Raw genomic sequence first — 23901 nt, 5'->3', positions numbered from 1 at the left:
TCCATATAAATATGTACATAAAATTAATATAAAGCTAAAATAAGCTATCGTAGCCATTCTAATTGTATCCCGAGCGAAGAGAGTGTACATAATCGGTAGTCACAGAAATTACGAATAGGTGTGGTGAAGGATGAATCTAGTAGTTCCTATACTGCGTCATGCAGCAGAACAGCCCGACAGCATTGCCTTAACCCATGACCAAGCAACGCATACCTATGCAACATTAGTGCAAGCGATGCGGAGAATTGCCAATGGTCTACAGCAAAAGGGCCTTAAGCATGACAAAATCGCTATTTTATCTACGAATCGCATTGAATTTGTCGAGGTTTTCTTGGGGGCTATTTATGCAGGCTGTGTTCCCATTCCTTTAGATCCCAAGTGGAGTGCAAATGAACTGCGGGTTATTATAGAGCAGTGCCAGCCGACAATGATTTTTGCCGAGCCGGAAGCTGCAAAGAATTTGGTCTTCAAGGACCAAGCCATCCCAACGCTGACTTTTTCAAATGAACGAACAGGTTCCTATGATCAGTGGTTGAAGGCCCAGAAGCCAGAAGCTGAATTGGATGAGACGAACGAGTTATTATTTATCGGCTTTACTTCAGGCACAACGGGGCTACCCAAAGGATATATGCGTACCCATTTATCGTGGTTAAAGAGCTTTGAGGTATCGAGTGCTGCCTTTGAATTGGACGCTATGAAGGATGTTTTAGCACCGGGTCCGTTTGTGCATTCGCTGTCCTTGTTCGCTGTAATGCAGAGTCTGTATGGTGGAGCAAACTTTCATATTACGCAAAAATTTAGCGCCACACAGGTGTTAGAGCTGTGCAGGCAGATTCCGGGTGTGGTGTTGTTTGTTGTACCGACAATGCTTGAATCCATGATGCAGCAGGCTGTTCCTGGGCAGACGCAGATTGATGCGATTATTAGCTCAGGTGCAAAGTGGTCGGAGTTGTCCAAAAAAAAGGGCATAGAAGTGTTCGCTGGAACGCGTCTCTATGAATCCTATGGTTCCTCAGAAGCGAGTTATATTAGTTATTTGGATGTTCTGGAAGAGCATAATCCGAACTCTGTAGGCAAGCCCTATCCCGGAGTGCAAATTTCCATTCGTGATGAAGAGTTCCGTGAAGTCCCTACGGGGGAGATTGGGCAGTTATATGTGCGAAGTGATATGATATTTCTAGGCTACCATCAATTGCCGAAGGAGACCGCAGCAGCTTTTCGAGAGGGATGGCTTGTGTTGGAGGATTATGTTTATCAGGATGAAGCTGGTTATTTATATCTGGCGGGTCGCTTGAAAAATAGAATCATCTCGGGTGGGCTGAACGTTTATCCAGAGGAAATAGAGCGAGTACTGGAGCATCTTCCGGAAATACAAGAAGTAATGGTGCTTGGCGTCCCTGACGATTATTGGGGAGAACAGCTGGCAGTCCTCGTGAAATGGAATGGTGAAAAGCATTTATCTATAGACGAAATAAAGAATTATTGTCGCCAGTATTTAGCAAGTTACAAAGCGCCGAAGGAGCTGCTGACAGTTGATGAGTTTATCTATACAAGCAGTGGCAAAATTGCCCGGCAAGCGATGAAAGACTATGTGAAAAGAGCGATGGTATGATAGAAGCAGTAATTGTTATGGCAAAACGTACACCGATTGGCAGGATGGGCGGCTTATTAAGTACATTTGAGCCGGAAGCATTACTGGCGCCGCTTATTCAGCATATTGTGGCAGAGACGAATCTGCCCGTCGATATGATCGATGATGTGATTATTGGAAATGTGGTCGGTCCGGGTGGGAATATTGCCCGGGTAGCTGCGCTTGAAGCGGGACTGCCTGTTTCGGTTCCGGGCGTTACTGTGGATCGGCAGTGCGGTTCTGGGCTAGAGGCCATTAATATAGCAGCACGGCTTATTCAAAGTGGCGCAGGTGAGATTTATTTAGCGGGCGGCGTTGAGAGCACGAGTCGTGCCCCTTGGAAAATGGCTAAGCCCCAAACCTTGATGGGGGTTCCGCAGCTATATACCCGTGCTCATTTTACACCTAGCGCTTACGGTGACCCGGATATGGGAATTGCTGCGGAAAATGTAGCGCGGAAGTATGGGATTTCGCGAGAAGAGCAGGATCAATATGCCTTAAAAAGCCATCAGAAGGCCGTTCATGCTCAGCAAAGTGGTAGGTTTCAGCAGGAGATTGTACCTCTTCTGGTTGAGGGGGAGTGGGTGAACACCGACGAATGTCCAAGGGCTAATACGAGCCTGGACAAGCTGCGAAAGCTACCTTCAATCTTTGAAGAAAAGGGTACTGTCACCGCTGGAAATGCCTGTCCTATTAATGATGGTGGGGCGCTTCTATTAATGATGTCCCGTGAGAAATGTCGGCAACTCAAGCTAAAACCTATCCTGCGTGTCGTAGATGCGCAAGCAGCAGGTGTAGATCCGAATTATTTAGGTATGGGCCCAGTTCCAGCTGTACAAAAGGTGTTACATCGTCAACAGCTGACCATAGCCGATTTAGATATCGTAGAGTTTAATGAAGCCTTTGCTTCGCAAGTTCTAGCCTCACTGAATGAGCTTCAGATCCCACAGGAAAAGGTCAATCTTGGAGGAGGCGCATTAGCCATCGGTCATCCATATGGGGCGTCCGGAGCGATTTTAATGACTCGCTTATGTGCTGAAATGCAGCATACGCCTTATCAAAGGGGACTTGCCACTTTGGGCATTGGCGGCGGGTTGGGGCTGGCTACGCTTGTGGAGGTTACGGAATGAACAGCGTCCGACATCAGATTCTTATGACTGCTGAGTGGATATCGGATTACGCACAGAGTATTGAGGCACCCGTGCAGACGACTAATGGCAATCTGATTGCTCCTTCTACGATGCCTATTATTTTTTGGCAAGCCTTCGAAATTCCTTGGCTTAGCAAGGGAGAGCCTTTGCTTCACGGTACTCAGAAATTCTCATATCAAGCTCCGATTACGGCAGGGATGACGTTAGATTGTGAATTAGCATTAACGAGCAAGGTGCAAAAAGATGGCCGGCAGGGCAAGCTGACCTTTTACACACATACGCTGGTTTGTAAATGTGAGGACGAGCTTATAGTCACCGCAGAAACGGTGTTAATTCGGGTAGGTGATGATCATGATGAGAAAATACATAACGGCTGAGGCCATCCGGCAATATGCAGCAGCTTCCCAAGATCTGGCCGCTATTCATCTAGATGAGGATGCTGCAGCTGAGGCTGGATTTAAGCGGCCCATTGCGCATGGGATGTATCTAATGGGATTAGCCCAATCCTTATATATCGAGGCGCATCAGGCACAGTGGATCACTCAATATGATATGAAATTTCATAAGCCTATAGAGGTCGATAATGTCGTGATTTTTGATTTTTCGGAGGATGACTGCATGGTTAAAGTGACCCTTACAACAGAAGCTGGCGATGTTATTGCTTCGGGAGCTTTTTCAGTGAAAGAGGTGTAGTGATGAACAAAGTAGCCTTAATTACTGGAGCAACCAGAGGGATCGGGCGTAGTATTGCCGTGCAGCTCGGCAAGTCCGGTTATATAGTAGTTGTAAATGGTACAAAACAAGTCTTAATCGATGAGGTTGTCCACGAGATTCGTCAGGCGGGTGGTGAGGCATCAGGATACTCTGCTAATGTAGCAGATCCAGTTGCGGTCACTGCAATGGTGGATGAGGTTATTACACGGTATGGCCGTATTGAGGTATTGATAGCTAACGCTGGGAATTTGCAGGATCAGAAATGTCTACGGATGACGGATGAAGAGTGGAAGGCTGTGCTGGATGTGCATCTAAATGGCACCTACTATAGCATTCAACGCGTACTTCCATATATGCGCCAGACAGGTGGCGATATCCTGTTGATGACCTCTACGGCTGGACTAACAGGTTCTGTGGGTCAGGTGAATTATAGTGCAGCCAAAGCTGGAATACTTGGAATGACGTGGACACTCGCAGCGGAGCTGAAACGTGATGGAATTAGGGTCAATGCGATTTCACCAGCCGCTTTAACAGATATGACCAGACCTGTCATTAATCATTTGAAAGCGAAACATGCCAGTCTTAATGAACCGTTCCCAGACTTTTGGAAAATAGGTGGCCCGGAGGATATTGCTTCCTTTGTGACTGCATTATTGAGTGAGTCTGACGCGGATTTAACCGGTGAAATCTTTGCTGTGAATGGATCAAAAGTGACGAAATGGGAGAAGCCTGCACCTGCATTTTCCGAGAACAGCATTGGGGCATTTTTCGCTGCTTGGCATCGTCAAAAGGGGAGTGAATAAATGCTTACCTTCGATCAAGTTCATTTTTATTATAAAAAGGGTCAGCCTGTCCTAGAGGATATCAGCTTTACGATAGAAGCGGGGGAGTTTGTGGCGATTGTTGGCGCGAATGGCTCTGGCAAATCCACCATTGCAAAGCTCATGGACGGACTGCTGCTGCCGCGAAAAGGATCGGTACAATTTAAGGGTCTAGATACCACAAATCCAGCTGACCTTGCAGATATTCATCAGCAAATCGGCTTTATTTTTCAGAACCCAGAGGATCAATTTATCACCACAACCGTTATGGATGAGGTGCTTTTTGGTTTGGAGAACATCCGTGTGCCAAGGGAGGAAATGCGCAGCCGGTTGGGGGATGCCTTGCAGGCCGTCCATATGGAGGATTATCTGGATGCCATGCCACATCAGCTCTCTGGAGGTCAGAAGCAACGTGTCGCTATTGCGGCTATATTGGCGATGCGCCCGCAAGTCATTATTTTTGACGAAGCCACCTCTATGCTTGATCCTCAGGGAAGACAGCAGGTGCTTGCCATTATGCAAGAGCTGCATCGTCAAGGGCTGACCATTATTCAGATCACTCACCATATGGAGGAAGTGCTTTCAGCAGAACGTTTATTACTCCTGCATCAAGGGCGACTTGAGTATGATGGTGCTCCACTGGCTTTTTTTGAAACGATGCCTGTTGCGGACTATCAATTACAACTGCCTTTTGCCGTGCGTGTACATGCATTGCTCCATTCAGCAGCGCCGCCAACAGCCGATTGGAAGGGGATAATTCGATCACAATGGTCTACCAATTAGATAATTTAAGTGTAAACTATGCTGATCATATGGCTTTGCACGATATAAACTGCACCATAACTGCGGGCAAATGGATTTCGATTATCGGTCCAACGGGTGCAGGAAAGTCTACCTTTGTCAAAGTGCTGAAGGGCTTGATTCCCACCGTAAAAGGAGAGTATTGGATTGATCAGCAGCCTGCTCCCAGAGATGCCAAAGGACAATTAAAGGTGGTCCCGGAGCTGGGCTTCGTGTTTCAATATCCAGAGCATCAGCTATTCGAAACTACGGTGCAAAAGGAGCTTTCTTTTGCTCTGAATCTGCAGGGTGCTTCACGCCAGCAAATCACGGAGGCGATTGAAAGGATTTTACCGCAAGTGGGTCTATCAGAGGGCATTCTCCCCTTAAATCCATTCCAATTAAGCGGTGGAGAAAAGCGCCGTGTGGCCATTGCCTCCGTGTTGATGACGAATCCGAAGCTGCTAATTTTGGATGAACCGACAGCGGGGCTAGATCCAGCTAGCCAAGTATCTTTGCTGAAGCTACTGAAGACTTGGCAGCAACAAAATCAGAGCACCATTCTCTTCGTTTCGCATCAGATGGAGGATGTTGCTGAGTACTCGGATGAGGTTTTGGTTTTTCATAAAGGTCAGCTAGAAGGACATTTTGACCCCAGAACACTATTTATGGAAAAGGAAGAATTATTGGTGGAGCTGGGCTTGTCCATGCCTGAACCCGTACAGCTTTTGAAGCTAGTAGAGGAACTATCTGGCCAAAAAATAGAGGTTGCTAGCTGTAAAGAGCAGGATATCTTCGATGCTGTTCAGCCAATTTGGCATTCGAGGGGGCGTCTACATGGCTGATTCCGTAATAGTGGGTCAATATGTGGAGACGCATTCGATTTTCCATCGTTTAGATCCTCGTATAAAGCTTGTTAGTATCGTGATTCTCATGCTTAGCTTTCTGATGCTTGGAACATGGCTTAGCTATGCAGTTGCAACCGTTTTTGTATTCGGAATTTTGCTGCTGTCGAAGGTTCCTATTCATTTCTTCTGGCGGGGGCTGCGGCCGTTATTATTTGTTTTGCTGTTTACCCTTCTGTATAATGCTGTGTTCACCAAAGGAACGCTCCTCTGGTCTTGGTCCTTTATTGAGGTAACTGAAGAGGGACTGCGAACAGGATTACTTTTTGTTTGGCGTATTATATTGCTCATCTTATTAGCCTCAGTATTAACGTTAACGACTAAACCGCTAGACTTAGCGTATGGTCTTGAAAAGCTACTTGCACCCCTATCCAAAATGGGGATACCCGTAGAACAATTCTCCTTAATGATAGTGATTGCGATCCGGTTTATTCCTACCATCAAGGAGGGGCTTGATCGTATTCTGCTCGCACAAAAGGCTAGAGGTTATGATCTTACAGCATTATCACTACCAAAACGGATATTTGCTTATGTCCCGATCATTATTCCTTTGCTCTTCACGACGATTCAACGTGCTGAACAGCTTAGCTATGCGATTGATGCGCGTGCTTATGGAAATGGTAAAGGAAGAACTTCTTATAGGGTATTGCTATTTCAGAAAATGGATTATCTGGCAGGGGGTATTGCTCTTTTATTTGCTGTGATTCTGCTGTGGTTAAAGATAGGAAAGGTGTAGATGAAGATGAAATGGAACACCCGTATTACGGAGTTATTACACATAGAGTATCCTATTATTCAAGGTGGACTTGCTTATTTAGGTTACGCAGACCTCGCCGCTGCCGTTTCGAATGCTGGTGGATTGGGTCAGGTTACAGCGATGAGTCTTCCGAGCGCAGAGGCTTTACGTTCAGAAATCGAACGGGTCCGTACTATGACCGACAAGCCTTTTGGCGTTAATTTTGCCATCGGTGTGCATGGTATCGGTTATGAAGATCGGGTACAGGTCGCCATCGACGAGAAGGTTCCCGTGGTGAGTCTCACCGGTGGGAATCCGGCCCCTATACTGGAAATGCTACAGCAGACTGATATTAAAACGCTCGTGCTCGTCTCTTCACGCAGACAAGCCCAAAAAGCTGAACAATTAGGCGCTTCTGCGGTTATTGTTGTCGGGCAGGAGGGAGGAGGCCACTTGGGACGTGATGATGTAGGGACTATGGTGCTCGTTCCTCAAGTAGTTGATGCGGTTGATATTCCTGTGATTGCTTCAGGCGGGATCGGGGATGGCCGCGGATGGATGGCGGCCCATGCACTGGGGGCTGAGGGAATTGAAATGGGCACACGATTCGTTGCTACGGTTGAATGTGTTCATGCGGCTGCTTCTTATAAAAAAGCCCTAGTAGAAAGCTCCGAGTCAGATACAGTCGTAATCAAACGCTCTATCGGAGCGCCCGCGCGAGTATTGCGTAGTGAGTACATAGATAAGATTCTCGAAATTGAGCGTGTGACTCCGACTTATGAAGCCTTAAAAGAATATATTAGCGGTGCAGCCAACAAGCGCTGGATTTATGATGATGTCAAAGAAGAGGGCATCGGCTGGGCAGGCCAAGTGACAGGGATGATCCATGATATCCCTACAGTCTCGGAACTAGTCGGCAGGATGGTCAAAGACGCAGAGTCGATTCGCGGGATGTGGGGAATGCAGGCGTGAAGTTGTCAGCAGAGCAGTTGTATCCAAAAGATGAATTAATGAACTGAAAGATAGGTATTAGATTGACGATACTTTTTTAAGCTAACGGGCAGGTTTGCTCAATCATCGGGCATTATCGGACTATATTTATGGGGAGCGATGGTGCGGCTAATCCGAGGCGTTATGCAAAAGAAGATAATAGTTGGTTGAATCTATCACGCTCCTCCAAAAAAGGGCAATGGCTGCTGTATTGGAATGGAACTAATTGCGAATTTTTAATCAGCTTATTTGTTTCCTGAGCTTGGGTAAACGGAACGACTTTATCATGAATTCCATGGATAATTAATGTGGGCACATCGATCTGTCCAAGATCGTTGTAAACATTCTCATCTCTTAGCGTGACCATAATGGCGGAGGTCGACCAATTCGCAGCTTGTAAACCCATTAGAAAGAACCATTCGGATTTCGCTTCAGAAATGTACTGAAAGAAAAAGCTCTCCGTTTGGTTTTGCAGCATTTTCGGACGGTCATTGTTTGTCTCTTCGATGATTTTATTCGTAAATTCTTTTGGAACGCTTGATGGAGACGCAGCGTCGATCAGGACGAGTTTAGATACCCCGTACCCTTTATAACGAGCCATATAACGAATTGAGATCGCTCCTCCGGTAGAGTGTCCTGCCAGTGTTATGTTTTTTAGCTGTAACGCTTCGATGACCATACGAAGATCATCTGCTAATCTATCGAAACCGTAACCATCGAATGGTTTATCCGAATTACCGTATCCTCTCCAGTCCACTCCGATACAACGATATCCGAGCTTAGGAAGGAAATTGAACTGATATTCGAACTGGTTATGGTTTAGCGGCCATCCATGAATAAAAAGTATCGTTTTATTTCCCTTCGGATTGATGTCCTCTATAAATACTTTTACGCCCGGTTCTACAGTAACGAAGTATCCCAAGTGTATCGCCTCATTTTTTTTAATGTATTTCCCCGTTAAGATATTCGCCCTAGGCAAGGTTAATGCCTAATTTCGGCGTCAAATTGGGTTTAGATAGTACGTAGAGATTTCTGAGGAATAGCTTGAGTGAAACAATTTCTTCAGATCATTGAGCTCACGGGGTACGTTAGTGGAATAGCGGTTGCTTCGGCAGCCGTTTTTTTATTTGTTCAACTAACGGGCAGATTAGTTTAGCAACCTATACTCAGGAATATATGCGCTAATATTGATATAGCAATAACCAAAAAACGGAGGCAAAGTCATGAGTGAGATTGCTAAAACATAAAAGGTTTTACTGTATCTGATTGGTATCTCGCTTATAAAACAAGAATTTGCAAGGTTGAAAGGGATTATGGATTTGAAAAGGTCTGAACAAGTCGAGTATGGTGCGGGAAAAAGAGAAAGCCCATCACAGTAAGTTGAAAGTGATTCTTTTCCAACTTATTAGGGATGGGCTATCTTTGATTCTAATATTTTTCGGATACTCTTGATATTTTCTTTTCTACAAATGAAGAATAGTCAGTTCCTTAGGGAAGCTTGTTAAGGTTTCCGCACCTTCAGCTGTAATAATCAGATCATCTTCGATACGCACACCCGCTAGTCCCGGTACATAAATCCCTGGCTCGACGGTGAACACATTGCCGATCTCAATAATGTCATCGTTCTGTCCATGGAGTGATGGATATTCATGCACATCCATACCGAGTCCGTGTCCGACACGGTGCAAGAAATATTCTCCGAATCCGGCTTCCTCAATCACATCACGCGCAGCTTTGTCGACAGAACCGAAGGGAGCTCCAGGATTGGAAGCAGCGATCCCAGCTTCGTTGGCAGCCAGCACGGTGTTATAGATCGTGATTAGCTTGTCGTCCACGGATTCAATAGCAAAGGTACGTGTAATATCAGAAGCATAACCATCAGCATACACCCCAATATCAAACATCAGGAAGTCGCCTGGCTGAATGACCCGGTTGCCTGGAACACCGTGAGGCAGAGCAGTTTTCGGACCAGAAAGCACCATAGTGTCGAAGGAAGGGCCGGAAGCGCCAACTTTTTTCATTAGATATTCCAGTTCCGCTACTAAATCGTTTTCTGTAACGCCTGTTTTTACATGGGTAAGCACGCGGCGCAAAGCTTCCTCAACTAGCTCAGCGGCATGTTTCATGCGCTTAACTTCATCTGGGGTCTTTTTGGAGCGCATGCTGCGCAGCAATGGACCTATATCACTAAAACGTTCTGCTGGAACGGCTGCGGTTAGATGCTCAAAACGGGCTACTGAGAAATGTTCCTTCTCTATACCAAGAGTACCTAGCTTACTGCTGCCGAAACAATCTTTAAGCAGGTTATAGGGATTATCGGTGTCATTATGAGTTAGGATTTTGGTGACCGAAGAAGCTGCTTGAGCCGCTTCTGCATCCAGTGCGGGTAGAATGAGCATTGGCTCTTCTCCGCGTATCAACAGCAGACCGAGAAAACGTTCATGCGGATCGCTGGCGAATCCGGTTAAATAGTAGACATGTTTGGGATCTGTTACGAGCAGGGCATCAAGGCCTTCGCCCGCCATTTGCTGCTCTAGGCTTGTCAGAGCATTATTCATAGTTGGTGTTCCCCTTTCAACTTCACGATTAGAACTGCAATATTCCTATTATAGATCAAAAATAGACTAGACGCACGAGACGGAATACATCTATCGTGGGCTAATCATAACATGCCTATTCGCAAGCTTTCCGTAAACAAGGATGCATATTTGATCACCTATACTTTTAAAACCTGACAAGAAGCTTTTCTTGAGCCTACTAGTTGGTGTAACATAATCTTAAATATACTTCTCGTAAGGTTAGGCGGAAGCTTATTGGGGTACGGTTGTTGAGAGAGGAGTGATTCTTGGGATGAGAGGTAAAATTGCACTTGTAACTGGAGCGAATTCTGGTATGGGGCTAGCGACGACAGTTGAACTGGCACGCAAGGGAGCCAAAGTAATTATGGTATGCCGTAATCGCCAGCGTGGAGAGGAAGCACTGGCTGCCGCCAAGCAAAAGAGCCGCTCTGAGGATATCGAGCTGATGTTGTGTGATCTGGCCTCGCTGGAGAGCATTCGCAGTTTTGCGGAGGAATTCACCCGGAAATATCCGATTCTAGATATACTCATCAATAACGCTGGGGTAGTCACGATTAAGCGTCAGCTTACGAAGGACGGCTTTGAGATGGATCTTGGTGTGAACCATTTGGGTCATTTTTTGCTCACGAATCTGTTACTGGAGCCTTTAAAAGCAGCAGAGCAAGGCCGTATCGTTGTGGTTGCTTCCGGTGCTTACAAAATAGGTGCACTTCACTATGAAGATCCAACTCTCGCACGCCGTTTCAATCCCGCAAAAGCCTATGCTCGATCCAAGTTAGCCAATATACTGTTCACGAAAGAGTTGGCAGCACGCCTGCAAGGGACAAGAGTAACGGTGAATTGCGTGCATCCAGGAGCAGTGGGCACAAATATAGGTGTTAACCGGGAGACAGGCTTTGGCAAGTCGATCCTTAAGCTGCTGTCATACTTCTTTTTAACTCCTGAACAAGGGGCCGATACAGCGATCTATTTGGCTACAGAATCGGATTTGCAAGAGGTAACCGGTCAATATTATTATCGACGAAAGAATCAGGAGCTGACTCCCAGAGCACAGAATAAACAAGAGGCGCAGCGGCTGTGGCAATGGAGCCAGGAGCAGGTCGGCCTGAGTGAATTAACACATTTGGAGGAATCAAGGGATGAATTGGGAGAATAGCAGGATTGAAGATGCAAAACCTACAGACTTAGCAGCTATTGTGGAGATTTATAACTCAACGATTGCTGGACGGATGGTAACTGCGGATCTGGAACCTATTACTGTTGCTGACAGAGAAAAATGGTTCAATGAGCATAATAGCCACCATCGTCCTTTATGGGTACTTAGGCAGGAAGATGAGGTTGCGGCATGGTTCAGCTTTCAATCCTTCTATGGTCGTCCAGCGTATAATGCAACAGCAGAAATTAGTGTATACGTGAGTGAAAAGTTCCGTGGTGGTGGAGCCGGTAGAATTCTTTTGAAAGAGGCCATTGAGAAAGCACCTAGTCTCGGCATTAAGAATCTAGTTGGTTTTGTATTCGGACATAATGATCCAAGCCTTGGTTTGCTAGAAAAGTTCGGTTTTAAGCAATGGGGATTACTGCCCGGTGTAGCTGAATTGGATGGTATAGAACGTGATTTAGTGATTGTTGGACTTAAAATCTAATTGCCGCAATTGAAACGCTTACATTTTGAGTGTTGAGCTTACGCTATTTGTGTCACAATCAATCCATATTTTTGACCAACGCTGCAAATCCCGGATAACTGTCTCCAGGGCAAGTCCTTTATCCGTTAAGGAGTATTGGATTCGCACAGGTGTCTCAGGGAATACTTCTCGAAGGACAATCCCTTCCAGTTCAAGCTCTTTAAGTCGTTCGGAGAGCAATCTTCCGCTGATGGGCAAGGCTGCTTCAATCACATTGAAACGTTGCGGTCCTTGGAGGAGCTGGTAGATAATTAAACCTGTCCAACGCCTGCCGATAATATCCATACTTTTTTGTAGCTGGGGACATAAATCAGTGGACTTCATATGGCTCACCTCTTAGTGAACATTATAAACGAAAAGACCAATAATTTAAACAAATTCCAATTTAATTCATAACTAGAAGGGATGATTGACAGTGGCTAAAAAAAAGAAAATGCCTACCACTCCGCGTCCTGCTGCGACCGATGCACCAGCTACGCTAAAAGACCTGTTGAGCAGTGATGTTCTTGGAAAGCTGAAGGCGCAATCTGATGCGTTGAAAGCGGAAGAGAATGACCGCAAGGAAGCTGCTCGTAAAGCGGTTGAAGATCAGCGAAAAGCTGAGCAAAAGCGGCTTGAGAATGATTTTGCACATCTGTTGGAGAACAGTAATCAGGATTGGCACAAGTATAAATAACTGCTATAGCTAGCGGAAATAGATCATGTGATAAAGAGATGCCTATTAGGGTGTCTCTTTTTTAATGTTATTTATAAAAATCAATTGTTTTAAATTTTACTATACGAAAGGGTTGACCCTCAAAGTGGGCTTAGGTATAATCGAACATAGTGCAAATGAAAATCATTATCAATACCGATAATATCATCTATTTCTCAAACTATTTAACTATTAAACAGATAAGGAACAACTCATGAAACTAAAATATTTGTCCCTACTTCTAATAGTATTCTCATTTATATCTTTGTTTATAGGCGTAAAAGACATTTCACCTTTGGATCTTTTTTCGCTTACAGAATCTCAGATGCAGACTCTGTTAGTCAGCCGGATTCCACGCTTAGCTGCACTGATTATAGCTGGTGTAAGCATGAGTATTGCCGGATTAATTATGCAGCAATTATCACGAAATAAATTCGTTTCTCCCACTACGGCGGGCACGATGGATTCCGCGAAATTCGGTATTCTCGTGTCCCTGATGCTGTTCACAGGGGCGACACCAATGCAGAAGCTGCTCGTTGCTTTTGTTTTTGCCCTACTGGGAACATTTATATTTATGAGAATCTTAGATCGGATCAAGTTCAAGGATAGTATTTTTATCCCCCTGGTCGGACTCATGTTCGGGAACATTGTAGGCTCGATTACTACATTTTTTGCTTACAAAAATGATTTGGTTCAGAATATCTCGTCTTGGATGCTTGGCGATTTCTCAACGATTATTAAGGGTCAATACGAATTAATCTATATCAGTATCCCACTTGTCATTCTTGCGTATGTTTTCGCTAATAAGTTCACCGTTGCCGGTATGGGGGAGGATTTCTCCGTCAATCTCGGTATGAACTACAAAGCGGTAGTGAACGTAGGATTGGTGATTGTAGCGTTAATCTCTTCAGTTGTTATTTTAACCGTAGGTACGATTCCATTCCTGGGTCTTGTTGTACCTAACATAGTAACGCTATACATAGGCGATAACTTGAAAAAAAATCTGGCGCATACTGCCATTCTCGGTGCGGTGTTCCTCCTGTTCTGTGATATTCTGGGCAGGCTCATTATATATCCATACGAAATATCCATCAGTCTCACGGTAGGCGTCATCGGAAGTGGTCTATTTATCTACTTGCTGATGAGAAGAAAGGCGAATTAGTGATGAAGACGAAACTAACTATATTATCCTTAAGCGCTGTTGCTCTCATCGTCTTGTTTATGACCTATCATGTTATGGGAAATTGGGATTATGTTCTACCCAGTCGGGGGAGAAAGCTGGCGGCCATCTTAATTACCGGAGCGGTGATAGCTGTCTCTACCGTAGTTTTTCAGAGCATTACGAACAATCGGATTTTGACACCTAGTATTCTGGGGCTAGACTCTTTGTACATGTTGATCCAGACGTTCGGTGTATACGCCCTAGGCTCATCCAATATGACGTTTATGAATAAAAATGTGAATTTCTTGTTCTCAGCTTGCATCATGGTTCTGTTCTCAGGTGTGCTGTATAAGCTAATGTTCCGCAGAGAGGGTCAAAACATATACTTCCTGCTGCTCGTAGGACTTATTATGGGGACGATGTTCCAGAGTGCATCTTCTTTTATGGAAGTGCTCATTGATCCGAATGAATTCCTGATTCTACAAGGAAAAATGTTCGCCAGCTTCAACAACGTCAGCAGTGATCTACTGATATTGTCTACAGTTGTTCTAGCGCTAACTACGCTGTATTTCATGCGATTTGTGAAGTATTTAGATGTTATTTCTTTAGGAAAAGATGAAGCCATTAACTTAGGGATCAATTATGACTATGTAGTCAAAAGATTGTTAGTAATTGTATCCATCTACGTTTCAATATCAACGGCTTTAGTGGGGCCGATTACTTTCTTGGGTTTATTAGTAGCCAATGTGGGGCATCAGTTGTTCCGTACGTATAAGCATTCCTATCTGATTCCCGGCACGATTTTGCTAAGCATTATTGCGCTTGTCGGGGGACAGTTTCTAGTTGAACGTGTGTTTGGATTCACTACTACGGTTAGTGTAATCATTAATTTTGCAGGTGGCGTCTACTTTGTCTATCTGCTGTTAAAGGAGAATAAGTCGTGGTAGAAGTTAAGCATGTAAGCAAGCGTTATGGCGGAGTAACCGTTGTAGATGATGTGTCTTTAACCATTAAAAAGGGTGCAATCACCTCGTTTATCGGCCCTAACGGAGCTGGTAAAAGCACGTTGCTCTCCATGATCAGTAGACTTATCTCTAAAGACGCAGGGGAAGTACTGATTGAAGGGAAGGAAATTGGCAGCTGTAAGAGTAATGAGCTTGCTCGTAAAATATCGGTACTAAAGCAGTCCAATCATATCAGCGTACGCCTTACCGTAAAGGAACTTGTTTCTTTCGGAAGGTTCCCTTATTCACAGGGAAAGCTCACACCTGAGGATCGAGCGTTCGTTGACGAAGCGATTGCTTACATGGACCTTCAAGAGATGCAGGATAAATATATTGATCAGCTTAGCGGTGGACAACGTCAGAGAGCATATATTGCGATGGTTATGGCTCAGGATACCGAGTATATTTTACTCGATGAACCACTCAACAACCTGGATATGAAGCATTCTGTACAAATTATGAAGGTGTTACGCCGATTGGTAGAAGAGAAGGGCAAGACGATTGTGCTCGTCATTCATGATATTAATTTCGCTTCTTGTTACTCTGACTACATTGTAGCGCTCAAGAATGGGCGGGTAGCTTCATCGGGTACGGTGGATGAAATTATTGATACAGCAGTGCTTAGGGATGTATATGACATGGATATCCCTATAGAAACAATAGGTGGTCGTAAAATTGGTGTCTATTTTTAAACAAGACGCCGCTTATATTCGGAAATTATTATGACGTAACGCTAGAAGTGATAGGCGCCAGCTTCTTGACGTATACGCGAATAATTCAAATAGCTTGACTATAAATTATAGGGGTGAATATTTTGAAGAAGAACGTATCTTTACTAATCATGACAGTGTTTCTTGCCGTAATCTTGGCGGCCTGTGGCTCCAATAATGCAGCAACTTCAAATAATAATACAGCAGCGGCAGGCAATACAGAGGCTACTACTGCACCGAATACAGAATCCAAAGAGCTTACTATTAAGCATGAACTTGGAGAAATTACGATTAAGACTAATCCGCAGAAAGTGGTTGTATTTGACTTCGGTACACTCGATACTTTGGATAAACTGGGCGTAGAGGTGACTGGAGTGCCTCAAAGCAATGTACCCTCTTATCTCTCTAAATATAGCGATGCCAAATATGAGAATGTCGGTGGTTTGAAAGAGCCTGACTTCGAAAAAATAAATAGTCTTTCTCCTGATCTGATCATCATTTCCGGCAGACAGCAAGATTCTTATGATGAATTCAGCAAAATTGCACCTACATTGTACGTTGCTGTAGATAATGCGAATTACATGGAATCCTTCACGAAAAATGTGAAGACGCTGGGCCAAATTTTTGGCAAGGAAGCTGAAGTAGAAGCTGAGCTTGCGACTATTACTGACTCTGTTAAAGCTCTGAATGAGAAAGCTAAAGCCGATGGTAAAAAATCTCTTATCATTCTTGCCAATGAAGGAAAAATCAGTGCTTATGGTTCAGGTTCACGTTTTGGTATTATCCATGATGTATTCGGATTTGCACAAGCGGATGATAAAATCGAAGTATCCACTCATGGTCAAAGCGTATCTTACGAATATGTAGCCGACAAGAATCCGGATTATCTGTTCGTAGTAGATAGAGATGCGGCTGTGAAGAGTGATGGCAGCAAATCCGGTTCAGCGAAGGATGCAGTTGAGAACGATCTCGTGAAGAACACAAATGCTTTTAAAAACGGTAAAATCATTTACCTTGATCCTAACTACTGGTACTTGTCCGGTGGCGGTTTAATCTCTGTTAGCGAAATGCTCAAAGAAGTTGAGGTTGTTCTGTAAGCAGAGTAACTCGAGGAAATGGTTATTAAGAAGCCTGTTGGCAGGAGCGATGCTCCTAGCCAGCGGGCTTTTTTTCGCATTCCTCCATAGAATTACTGGTATATTCATACTAGTTGCTAAATTTAGCTGTAACTTTTTATGCGAGTATACGTGGTTAGGTTAAGGGGGGAGTGCATGAAGCGAAATTCACTGGATGAAATATATCAGATGTATGTGATGGATATTTACCGCTATTTGCGCTCCCTTTGTGGTGATCATCACGCGGCTGAAGATTTAATGCAGGAGACCTTTTACCGTGCTTATTTATATTTGGAGGATTGTAAAGACGAGAAGATTAAGCCGTGGTTGTTCCGTGTCGCGTACAATGCCTTCGTAGATTATAAGCGGAAGGAAGGACGCAGTACTGTTCACAGTGAGGATTTTTTTAAACAGCTGGCCCATCCAGATACCACGGAAAGCACGCTGCTTCGGCAGGAACGTTGGGAAGAGATGAGGATTGCGATAGGTGAGCTACCGGACAATCAGAGGCATGCACTGCTGCTACATGATTTTCATGGTCTTAGTTATCTGGAGGCATCGGACATTATGAATGTGGGTCTGTCCCAATATAAGATATTGATTTTTCGGGCTAGACAGAAGCTGCGTGAAGCAGAGCGGAGGAGGAATGAACATGAGTGAGGAGTTCAAGGAGAAGTTAAGAAGGTACGGCGAAGGTACCCTTGCTGACGAGGATAGGGATGTAGTAGAGCGCGAACTGGAGAAGATGGAAGCTTATCAGGCTTATCTGGATGAACTCATGGGTGAAAAAAAGCCGGCTTCAAGTGAGGATAAGAGCATAAAATTCGGAAAGGGTAAAAGAAACAGATCTGGCAAGGAAAAAAAGATCATCCGCCGCGGTAAATGGAGAGCCCGTATATCGAATACTTTAACGGTAATTTCTGCGTTCTTAATTTTCATGATTATTTGCAGTATTATCAGTGCGATATTTTATGGTACTGGGGAGAGAGTAGAGAAATACCGTGATGTCGTTTCTTCCGCAATTGCTGTTTCACAGCCGAACACGATTGTACATTTGAGCAGTGGTACCGGTCCATTTTTTAGTATGAATCTGACAAGTAAGATAGAGAAACAAGTGGGAGATGAACAAATCACTGTCGGAGATTATTCAATGAAGCTTCTATTTGGCTGGGCTAGGCTCTACAACTATTCCTGGACGAATGAGAGTAGAAGTGTTGGTTATTACTTTCTATATCCACAGGGGAAGAATGATGCGGCAAATAGTATGGATAATGGCAGTGAGTGGGAGAGATTAGAGAAGCTCCCTGAGGGGACGGTAGCGGAAGCATACTTGTCTTTTGACCAATTATTTACGACAGATGAGCTGTTGAAGAAGTTTGAGCCTAAGAATCTTCAGCCTTTGTGGTTTGCGGCAGATACAGGTCCACGGACACGACAGCCAGTAGTTAATGATCCATTAGGTTTTCCATATATGCCAATTTGGCATGCGGATGATATGAAAGTGACACAGGAATCGAGGGAGAAGCGAGGATGGTTTGGAGGGGTGACTAGCCGTTCGAGTAGTTCTCCATCTGTTAACTCATATGGTGATGGTGAACTGCGTAATGCAAACTTCCTCAAGACGCTGCACTTGATGCAAGAGTATAAATCCATCTCCAAAAGGGTGATTCCATTCATTGATTTAGATGATTCCATTAGTTATATAGAGAAGAATGGAGTTAAGCTCTATGGAGCTGTTGTAACCGGTCCGGTGAAAGAACTGCTCAAACTGAAGGAAGAAACATGGGTCAGCAGAATGCATGTTGGGGAAGTAAGGCTGTGGAATTGGCAGGATAGAGAGAACTAAGATTTAATAGAAGCCGGATATGCCCTGTATGGGAGGGTGTACCCGGCTTTTGGTCTAGCTAGATAGTGATAGAGTCACAGAACTTGCTTCTCGCTTAAGCAAATCGTACAATTATTTGAATATTAGATTTATGAATAAGTATGATAAGCGAAGTTAAGTATGATAGATTAGGAGCTGAGATTTATGAAAGTAGGAGTCGTATCTGATACACATATGTCAAGAATGGCTAAGTCTCTGCCAAAGGCGTTGATAGCAGAGTTTCAAAATGTGGATTTAATCTTGCATCTCGGTGATTGGGTGAGTATGGGAATCTATGATTTACTGTCAGAACTAGCACCGGTGGAGGGGATTGCCGGAAATAATGATGGCGATGAGATCATTGCGCGTTTCGGAGAGCGCAAGATCATTACCCTTGAAGGAATCCGGATTGGCATGGTACATGGACATACGCCACATTCCCGCAAAGGAACGGATGGGAATGCACTGCTTGCTTTTGCGAATGATGAGGTGGATTGTATTCTCTTTGGTCATTCACATCAGCCCTTGCTAAGAGAGGAGAATGGTATCCTGCTATTTAATCCAGGTTCTCCTACAGATAAGCGGCGTGAGAAATTGTATTCTTTCGGAATTTTAGATATCGAAGCGGGTAAAGTTAGTGCCCGGCATGTGTTCTACGATTCAAAGGAATAAGGCTCAATTGTCCAAATCATTCGGCGTTCTCTCCATGGTGAACGGCTCGGTAACCATTTACAATGAGGTTAAAACGGGCGAAGCCGGAAAGTGAGCGCTGATGATGAACAATTATCGGATAGAACGAGTGGTTCTGGATGATTTAGAACGGCTCATCCCATTATTTGATGAGTATCGAGTATTTTATGGAGCAGCCTCAGATCGGGAAGGTGCACGCGTCTTCTTAGCTGACAGACTAAAGCTGAATGAATCTGTGATCCTTATGGTGGTTGAGGGGGAAGGCGATGAGAAACGCGTGCGGGGCTTCACACAGCTCTATCCGTCTTTTTCATCGGTTACGATGGAGCGCCTTTGGATACTGAATGATTTGTTCGTTACTGCAGAAATCCGAGGGCAAGGGCTAGGTGCTATGCTACTGGAAAGTGCTAGAGATTATGCGGTCTCTACGAATACGAAGGGCTTATCCCTGACAACGATGACGGAGAATGTGGTGGCACAGCGGTTATATGAAGCGCATGGCTACATTCGGGATGATGAATTTTTTACCTATAACCTTTTTTTCTAAAGCAGCTAGAGAGAAAGACGAGTAAGGGGCGTTAAAGTGGAAACAAGTCATAAGTTGGCAATCTTTTTTGATCTCGATGATACGTTGTATGATCATCTGGTACCATTTAAAGAAGCGGTACGGGAAGTGCTCAGCCCAGATGAGAGTAGTCTGGACTTTGCAGAATTATTTTATAAAGTGAGACATCATAGCGATGTGTTGTGGCCAATGTATTTGCGCGGTGAGATTCCGCTTGAAGAGACGAGGGTGCGCCGTTTGGAGCTTGCTTTTGCCGAGTATGGTTTGCAGATTAATCGTGATCAAGCCACGGCGGTTCAAGCGGCATATATTGGACGTCAATATACGATTCAGATGATTGATGGCGTGCGTGAGCATCTTGAACGATTTATTGCGGATGGTCATAAGGTAGGCATTATTACGAATGGACCGAAGGATCATCAGATGAGTAAGATTCGTGGACTAGGCTTAGATCAGATTATTCCCGAGGACATGATCTTTATTTCTGATGCTGTAGGTCTTGCTAAACCAGACCCAGAAATATTCATGCACGTAAACCAAAAGACGGGTACTTTGGCGGACAATTCGCTTTATATAGGGGATACTTGGGCTAACGATGTAGTTGGAGCACTTGCGGCTGGATGGAAGGTTTGCTGGTACAATCCGAGAGGAAGACAACCGGCTACGGATCATAAGCCTAGTTATATTTTTACTAATTATAAGGAATTTGGCGAGCTTCCTTTGGTGTGAGAGAACAAGTCCTCCAAAGATATTAGAAAGCCATGCGAGAGAAACCTGCGCATGGCTTTCATTACTTTTATAACTAATTTTCGGGTAGTTGAATGCCGCGCCACCCGCTTACATCGCATTGTCCATGTTCGTTATTACCCACAGCAACCACCGTACCGTCCGATTTAAGACCGATGGTATGAGTGCAACCTGCCGTTACCGCCACTATATCGCGCCAGTCACTTATATTGCATTCGCCGTGCTTATTCCAACCCACAGCAACCGCTGTACCGTCTGATTTAAGACCGATGGTATGATGACTACCTGCCGCTATAGCCACAATACCGTGCCAGCTGGTTACATTACACTGGTCTTCATGATTTCGACCCGCAGCAACTACCGTGCCGTTCGATTTAAGACCGACGGTATGAAGGTAACCCGCCGCTATAGCCACTATGTCATGCCAATCATTTACATTGCGTTGGCCATACCGATTATTACCCACAATTGTCACCGTGCTGTCCGTTTTAAGCCCGACGGTATGCCAATCACCCGCAGCAACTGCTACTATATCACGCCAGTCACTTACATTGCATTGGCCTTCATTATTTCGACCCACAGCAACCACCGTGCCATCCGATTTAAGTCCGACACTACGACGCCAACCCGCAGCTACCGCCACAATATCAGCCCAGCCGCTTACATCGCATTGGTCATACTTATTCCAACCCACAGCCGCCACCGTACCATCTGATTTAAGCCCGATGGTATGAGCATTACCGGTATGAGCATTACCCGCCGCAACCGCTATCATATCGCACCAGTCACTTACATCACATTGGCCATATTTATTATCACCTACAGCCGTCACTGTGCCGTCTGATTTAAGGAGGGCGGTATGACGATAGCCCGCCGCTATGGAAGTTAGGGGTTTCACAAGGTTCATAAATCTCGCTCCTTAGTTGATGGTGGATGTTTCGATTTTCTCATGTTTCGCAGAGGGAGAAGTGCTCTTCTTGTTGCTCCTTCTATCCAAAAAAAAGCTTGCTCCCTAGAAAGCCAGCTACGGCTCAAAGGGACAAGCTTTTTTCGTTTAATCTGCGAAACTGTACGTTGGATCTGTCAGGTTCATTCTTTCTTTTATACCTTTAGTGGCATAGATTTTGTTGTCGTCGGTAATAAAGAAAGCTTCAACATCATCAGGTAAAGATTCAAGATATTTCATGCCCTCCTCGATTCCCATCAGGAATACCCCAGTGGATAAGGCATCCGCATCTGTTGCATTCGGGCTCATAATGGTAAGGCTTTTGAGACCGTTCTGTGAGGGATATCCTGTGCGTGGATCAAGGATATGATGGTAACGAACATTGTCCTGCATAAAATACCGTTCATATACACCTGAAGCATCGATGACCTCATCTGAGATCTTAATGGTTCCTAGCTGTGTGCCACGGCTTTGATCTGGATCCTGTAAGCCGATATTCCATTCCGTTCCGTTTGGCTTCTTACCGAGAGCAATAATACTGCTGCCTCCGAGATTAATCATAGCGCTATTTAGACCTTGCTCTTTCAAATAATCAGCGATACGGTCAGCAGCATAACCTTTACCAATACCGCCCAGATCTAGCACCATATTTTCCTTCATCAGCTTTACAGTTTTCGCAGCTTCATCAATTTCAACGTCCTTGTAATTGGTTAGGCTCTTCGCTTTATCAATTTCAGCTTGGGGAGGGACCTTATCTCCACCGCTACCAATATTCCATAGATCGATTAACGGACCGATTGTAGGATCAAATAGCCCGTCCATTTCCTTTGCGTATTGTATGGATTGTTTAATTACATCCAGGGTCTCGTCAGAAACAACAACCGCTTCTTTTCCTGCTGCCTGATTGACTGCGTAAGTCTCTCCACCTTCTTTGGTGCGGCTAAGCTCCATATCCATTCGCTCCAGCATCTGCTGGATATCATCCATATTTTTCTGTTCTACTGTAGCACCGAACACTTTGATATTCACAACAGTGTCATAAATATAAAAGGTTTGTGAGAGAGACTTTTCCTCTCCTTTTCCGGCTGTTGTTGCGCTACCCGTAGTTCCCGCTGTTTTATCGTCCTTATCCTTAGTAATTAGCCAAGCGCCGACAGCTATGAGGGCGATGACGATTACAACGAGGATCAGCGTCGTTTTTTTGTTCTTGAACATATTCCACCATCCATAAAGTTAGTTTCTAAAACAAAACACATTATTTATATCATACCCCAGATAACAAGTTGATGGAAATTAATTTCATGACACATTTAGGGATATAATCGGGCGACATAGAAAAAAGCCCCGTATCCTGATTCGGAGCGGTGCTACAGATTTAGAAGTAAACGATGCTACTTAATCGAGCATATATTCACTATATTTATTCTTGCGAGGATTTAATACGAAGAGGATACCCTTGGCATATCCGCTAACGGCTTTGAAATTTCGTTTTAGAGTCGCTTTAGCCGTAAGACAAGTCAGTGTCCAGATCAAGGCAGCATAATTCATAAAAGGAGCATTACGCAAGTTAAGCAGATAGTAGTGGTTGATGGCGGTAGCTTGTGCTACAACGCCCGCTTTATCGCGAGAACCTGGTGACTCATGATGGATGATCTTCATCGCGGGATTAATTACAAGCTTGCCATAGCGGCTAGCCAAATGGGACAAATAAATATCTTCGGCTATGGAATAGCTTGTCATCCATGGATAGGGCTTAATATCACGCAGTGCCGAACGCCGGAAGGACATATTGCATCCGTGAAAAAAATCCGTTTCAAATACATGCTCCTTCTCTCCCCAAAGGAATTGCGAGCCTGCAAACATACTTGCCGACAATCTGCCTGGTGATCCGGACATTTGTCCGGTTAGCATACCGAATAGCCTGCTTGGCATGCTACTATGTATGCCTTTGGCTACACCACCTACTCCAACAATGGAATCATCAGCTGCATAAGTATCTAGCAGTCGTCGAATATATAAGGAGTCATCTAATTCTGCATCATCATCTAAGTGGAGCATAATTTCTGCATGGATCAGTCCTAGCGCTTCGTAACGTGAAAGCCAGAGACCAGGCTTAGTTTTGCGATGATAATGTAGTTTAGCCTGCGGTAATCCAGTTAGTATTTCACGATAATAGGCTAATCTGTCCTCAGGGATCTCACCGTCGTCCACAATCCATAGCTCGATGGAGATGTCCTCAAGCTGTGTCTGCTTGCCAATGGACTCTATGCACACCGTAAGGTCGTCGATTCGGTTACGGGTAGGAATCACTATAGATAGATCATACATATCTTGAATCTCCCTTCAGGACTTCTTTCGTCCGCTAATCTGAATGTAGTCTCCCGGCGAAATGGTTACCTTGATTCTATCGTTCCTA

Annotated in this window: 27 protein-coding genes; 21 read left to right on the top strand and 6 right to left on the bottom strand. The window is 44.6% G+C overall.

Translation table 11 applies throughout. The features are described from left to right. Window positions 1–130 precede the first annotated feature (130 nt). From ACQKMP_RS08315 to ACQKMP_RS08275, 9 genes are read left to right on the top strand one after another with little or no spacing between them, the layout of a single operon-like run. Window positions 131–1612: an AMP-binding protein gene (locus tag ACQKMP_RS08315; protein ID WP_427469151.1), complete on the top strand. Its 1482-nt coding sequence runs from the start codon at window positions 131–133 to the stop codon at window positions 1610–1612. Next, a complete protein-coding gene (locus ACQKMP_RS08310; RefSeq protein WP_339245715.1) occupies window positions 1609–2760 on the top strand; it encodes a thiolase family protein in 1152 nt (383 codons plus the stop codon). Before ACQKMP_RS08315 ends, ACQKMP_RS08310 begins: the two co-directional genes overlap by 4 nt. Continuing rightward, window positions 2757–3158, top strand: coding sequence for an FAS1-like dehydratase domain-containing protein (locus ACQKMP_RS08305; RefSeq protein WP_427469150.1), 402 nt, complete (start codon window positions 2757–2759; stop codon window positions 3156–3158). Before ACQKMP_RS08310 ends, ACQKMP_RS08305 begins: the two co-directional genes overlap by 4 nt. Beyond that, on the top strand, window positions 3133–3474 hold the full coding sequence (locus tag ACQKMP_RS08300) for a MaoC family dehydratase (protein ID WP_427469149.1): 342 nt from the start codon (window positions 3133–3135) through the stop codon (window positions 3472–3474). The genes ACQKMP_RS08305 and ACQKMP_RS08300 overlap by 26 nt, the downstream gene beginning before the upstream one ends. Window positions 3475–3476: 2 nt before the next feature. Then, entirely contained in the window at window positions 3477–4298 is an 822-nt protein-coding gene (locus ACQKMP_RS08295; RefSeq protein ID WP_427469148.1) for an SDR family NAD(P)-dependent oxidoreductase, read from the top strand. After that, window positions 4299–5099 carry an energy-coupling factor transporter ATPase gene (locus tag ACQKMP_RS08290; protein WP_427469147.1) on the top strand — a complete coding sequence of 267 codons (801 nt, stop codon included), beginning with the start codon at window positions 4299–4301 and terminating at the stop codon, window positions 5097–5099. Then, window positions 5084–5941, top strand: coding sequence for an ATP-binding cassette domain-containing protein (locus tag ACQKMP_RS08285; RefSeq protein ID WP_427469146.1), 858 nt, complete (start codon window positions 5084–5086; stop codon window positions 5939–5941). The genes ACQKMP_RS08290 and ACQKMP_RS08285 overlap by 16 nt, the downstream gene beginning before the upstream one ends. Beyond that, on the top strand, window positions 5934–6737 hold the full coding sequence (locus ACQKMP_RS08280; protein ID WP_427469145.1) for an energy-coupling factor transporter transmembrane component T family protein: 804 nt from the start codon (window positions 5934–5936) through the stop codon (window positions 6735–6737). The genes ACQKMP_RS08285 and ACQKMP_RS08280 overlap by 8 nt, the downstream gene beginning before the upstream one ends. A gap of 6 nt (window positions 6738–6743) precedes the next feature. Further along, window positions 6744–7709 (top strand): NAD(P)H-dependent flavin oxidoreductase, encoded by a 966-nt coding sequence (locus ACQKMP_RS08275; protein WP_427469224.1) that lies wholly within the window; start codon window positions 6744–6746, stop codon window positions 7707–7709. 160 nt (window positions 7710–7869) lie between these two features. Here ACQKMP_RS08275 and ACQKMP_RS08270 read toward each other — a convergent pair whose 3' ends face one another. Further along, window positions 7870–8649: an alpha/beta fold hydrolase gene (locus ACQKMP_RS08270; protein ID WP_042185646.1), complete on the bottom strand. Its 780-nt coding sequence runs from the start codon at window positions 8647–8649 to the stop codon at window positions 7870–7872. Between the two features lie 541 nt (window positions 8650–9190). After that, on the bottom strand, window positions 9191–10285 hold the full coding sequence (locus ACQKMP_RS08265; protein ID WP_339245732.1) for a Xaa-Pro peptidase family protein: 1095 nt from the start codon (window positions 10283–10285) through the stop codon (window positions 9191–9193). 292 nt (window positions 10286–10577) lie between these two features. Here ACQKMP_RS08265 and ACQKMP_RS08260 point away from each other — a divergent pair, with 292 nt between their 5' ends. Further along, window positions 10578–11462 (top strand): SDR family oxidoreductase, encoded by an 885-nt coding sequence (locus ACQKMP_RS08260; RefSeq protein ID WP_427469144.1) that lies wholly within the window; start codon window positions 10578–10580, stop codon window positions 11460–11462. Beyond that, window positions 11446–11949 carry an N-acetyltransferase family protein gene (locus tag ACQKMP_RS08255; RefSeq protein ID WP_427469143.1) on the top strand — a complete coding sequence of 168 codons (504 nt, stop codon included), beginning with the start codon at window positions 11446–11448 and terminating at the stop codon, window positions 11947–11949. The genes ACQKMP_RS08260 and ACQKMP_RS08255 overlap by 17 nt, the downstream gene beginning before the upstream one ends. A gap of 18 nt (window positions 11950–11967) precedes the next feature. On the opposite strand, the gene ACQKMP_RS08250 is transcribed toward ACQKMP_RS08255, so the two are convergent. Beyond that, window positions 11968–12312, bottom strand: a complete 345-nt coding sequence (locus tag ACQKMP_RS08250) for a winged helix-turn-helix transcriptional regulator (protein ID WP_042185654.1) — start codon at window positions 12310–12312, stop codon at window positions 11968–11970. A gap of 109 nt (window positions 12313–12421) precedes the next feature. On the opposite strand from ACQKMP_RS08250, the gene ACQKMP_RS08245 reads away from it, so the two are divergent. The 10 genes from ACQKMP_RS08245 to ACQKMP_RS08200 all read left to right on the top strand — a co-directional run bounded on the left by ACQKMP_RS08245 (window position 12422) and on the right by ACQKMP_RS08200 (window position 20521). Next, on the top strand, window positions 12422–12664 hold the full coding sequence (locus tag ACQKMP_RS08245) for a YqkE family protein (protein ID WP_156113209.1): 243 nt from the start codon (window positions 12422–12424) through the stop codon (window positions 12662–12664). Between the two features lie 232 nt (window positions 12665–12896). Next, window positions 12897–13844, top strand: a complete 948-nt coding sequence (locus ACQKMP_RS08240; RefSeq protein WP_042125010.1) for an ABC transporter permease — start codon at window positions 12897–12899, stop codon at window positions 13842–13844. A gap of 2 nt (window positions 13845–13846) precedes the next feature. Then, window positions 13847–14791, top strand: coding sequence for an iron chelate uptake ABC transporter family permease subunit (locus tag ACQKMP_RS08235; RefSeq protein ID WP_042125012.1), 945 nt, complete (start codon window positions 13847–13849; stop codon window positions 14789–14791). Further along, window positions 14785–15540, top strand: a complete 756-nt coding sequence (locus ACQKMP_RS08230; protein WP_042185659.1) for an ABC transporter ATP-binding protein — start codon at window positions 14785–14787, stop codon at window positions 15538–15540. The genes ACQKMP_RS08235 and ACQKMP_RS08230 overlap by 7 nt, the downstream gene beginning before the upstream one ends. 122 nt (window positions 15541–15662) lie before the next feature. Continuing rightward, on the top strand, window positions 15663–16655 hold the full coding sequence (locus tag ACQKMP_RS08225; protein WP_269321807.1) for a siderophore ABC transporter substrate-binding protein: 993 nt from the start codon (window positions 15663–15665) through the stop codon (window positions 16653–16655). A gap of 174 nt (window positions 16656–16829) precedes the next feature. Further along, window positions 16830–17333, top strand: coding sequence for a sigma-70 family RNA polymerase sigma factor (locus ACQKMP_RS08220; protein WP_339245738.1), 504 nt, complete (start codon window positions 16830–16832; stop codon window positions 17331–17333). Next, window positions 17326–18519: an anti-sigma factor gene (locus ACQKMP_RS08215; RefSeq protein ID WP_427469142.1), complete on the top strand. Its 1194-nt coding sequence runs from the start codon at window positions 17326–17328 to the stop codon at window positions 18517–18519. Before ACQKMP_RS08220 ends, ACQKMP_RS08215 begins: the two co-directional genes overlap by 8 nt. Window positions 18520–18702: 183 nt before the next feature. Next, the gene (locus ACQKMP_RS08210; protein ID WP_042185664.1) at window positions 18703–19209 is read left to right on the top strand and encodes a metallophosphoesterase family protein; all 507 of its coding nucleotides are present in this window, start codon (window positions 18703–18705) and stop codon (window positions 19207–19209) included. Window positions 19210–19309: 100 nt separating this feature from the next. After that, window positions 19310–19774 (top strand): GNAT family N-acetyltransferase, encoded by a 465-nt coding sequence (locus ACQKMP_RS08205; protein ID WP_339269381.1) that lies wholly within the window; start codon window positions 19310–19312, stop codon window positions 19772–19774. Between the two features lie 36 nt (window positions 19775–19810). After that, window positions 19811–20521 carry an HAD family hydrolase gene (locus tag ACQKMP_RS08200; protein ID WP_339269383.1) on the top strand — a complete coding sequence of 237 codons (711 nt, stop codon included), beginning with the start codon at window positions 19811–19813 and terminating at the stop codon, window positions 20519–20521. A gap of 73 nt (window positions 20522–20594) precedes the next feature. On the opposite strand, the gene ACQKMP_RS08195 is transcribed toward ACQKMP_RS08200, so the two are convergent. From ACQKMP_RS08195 to ACQKMP_RS08185, 3 genes are all read right to left on the bottom strand, one after another. Beyond that, the gene (locus ACQKMP_RS08195; protein WP_042185670.1) at window positions 20595–21446 is read right to left on the bottom strand and encodes an RCC1 domain-containing protein; all 852 of its coding nucleotides are present in this window, start codon (window positions 21444–21446) and stop codon (window positions 20595–20597) included. A gap of 147 nt (window positions 21447–21593) precedes the next feature. Beyond that, complete coding sequence (locus ACQKMP_RS08190; RefSeq protein ID WP_042185672.1) at window positions 21594–22700, bottom strand: FAD:protein FMN transferase; 1107 nt, start codon at window positions 22698–22700, stop codon at window positions 21594–21596. 180 nt (window positions 22701–22880) lie between these two features. Further along, window positions 22881–23813, bottom strand: a complete 933-nt coding sequence (locus ACQKMP_RS08185) for a glycosyltransferase family 2 protein (RefSeq protein ID WP_427469141.1) — start codon at window positions 23811–23813, stop codon at window positions 22881–22883. Window positions 23814–23901: the final 88 nt, after the last annotated feature.

Origin of the sequence: Paenibacillus sp. NPDC101420, assembly GCF_050277435.1 — a bacterium.
GTDB lineage: Bacteria > Bacillota > Bacilli > Paenibacillales > Paenibacillaceae > Paenibacillus_AQ.
Note: the sequence above shows the minus strand (reverse complement) of the source record. Positions and strands in the feature narration are given on the sequence as shown.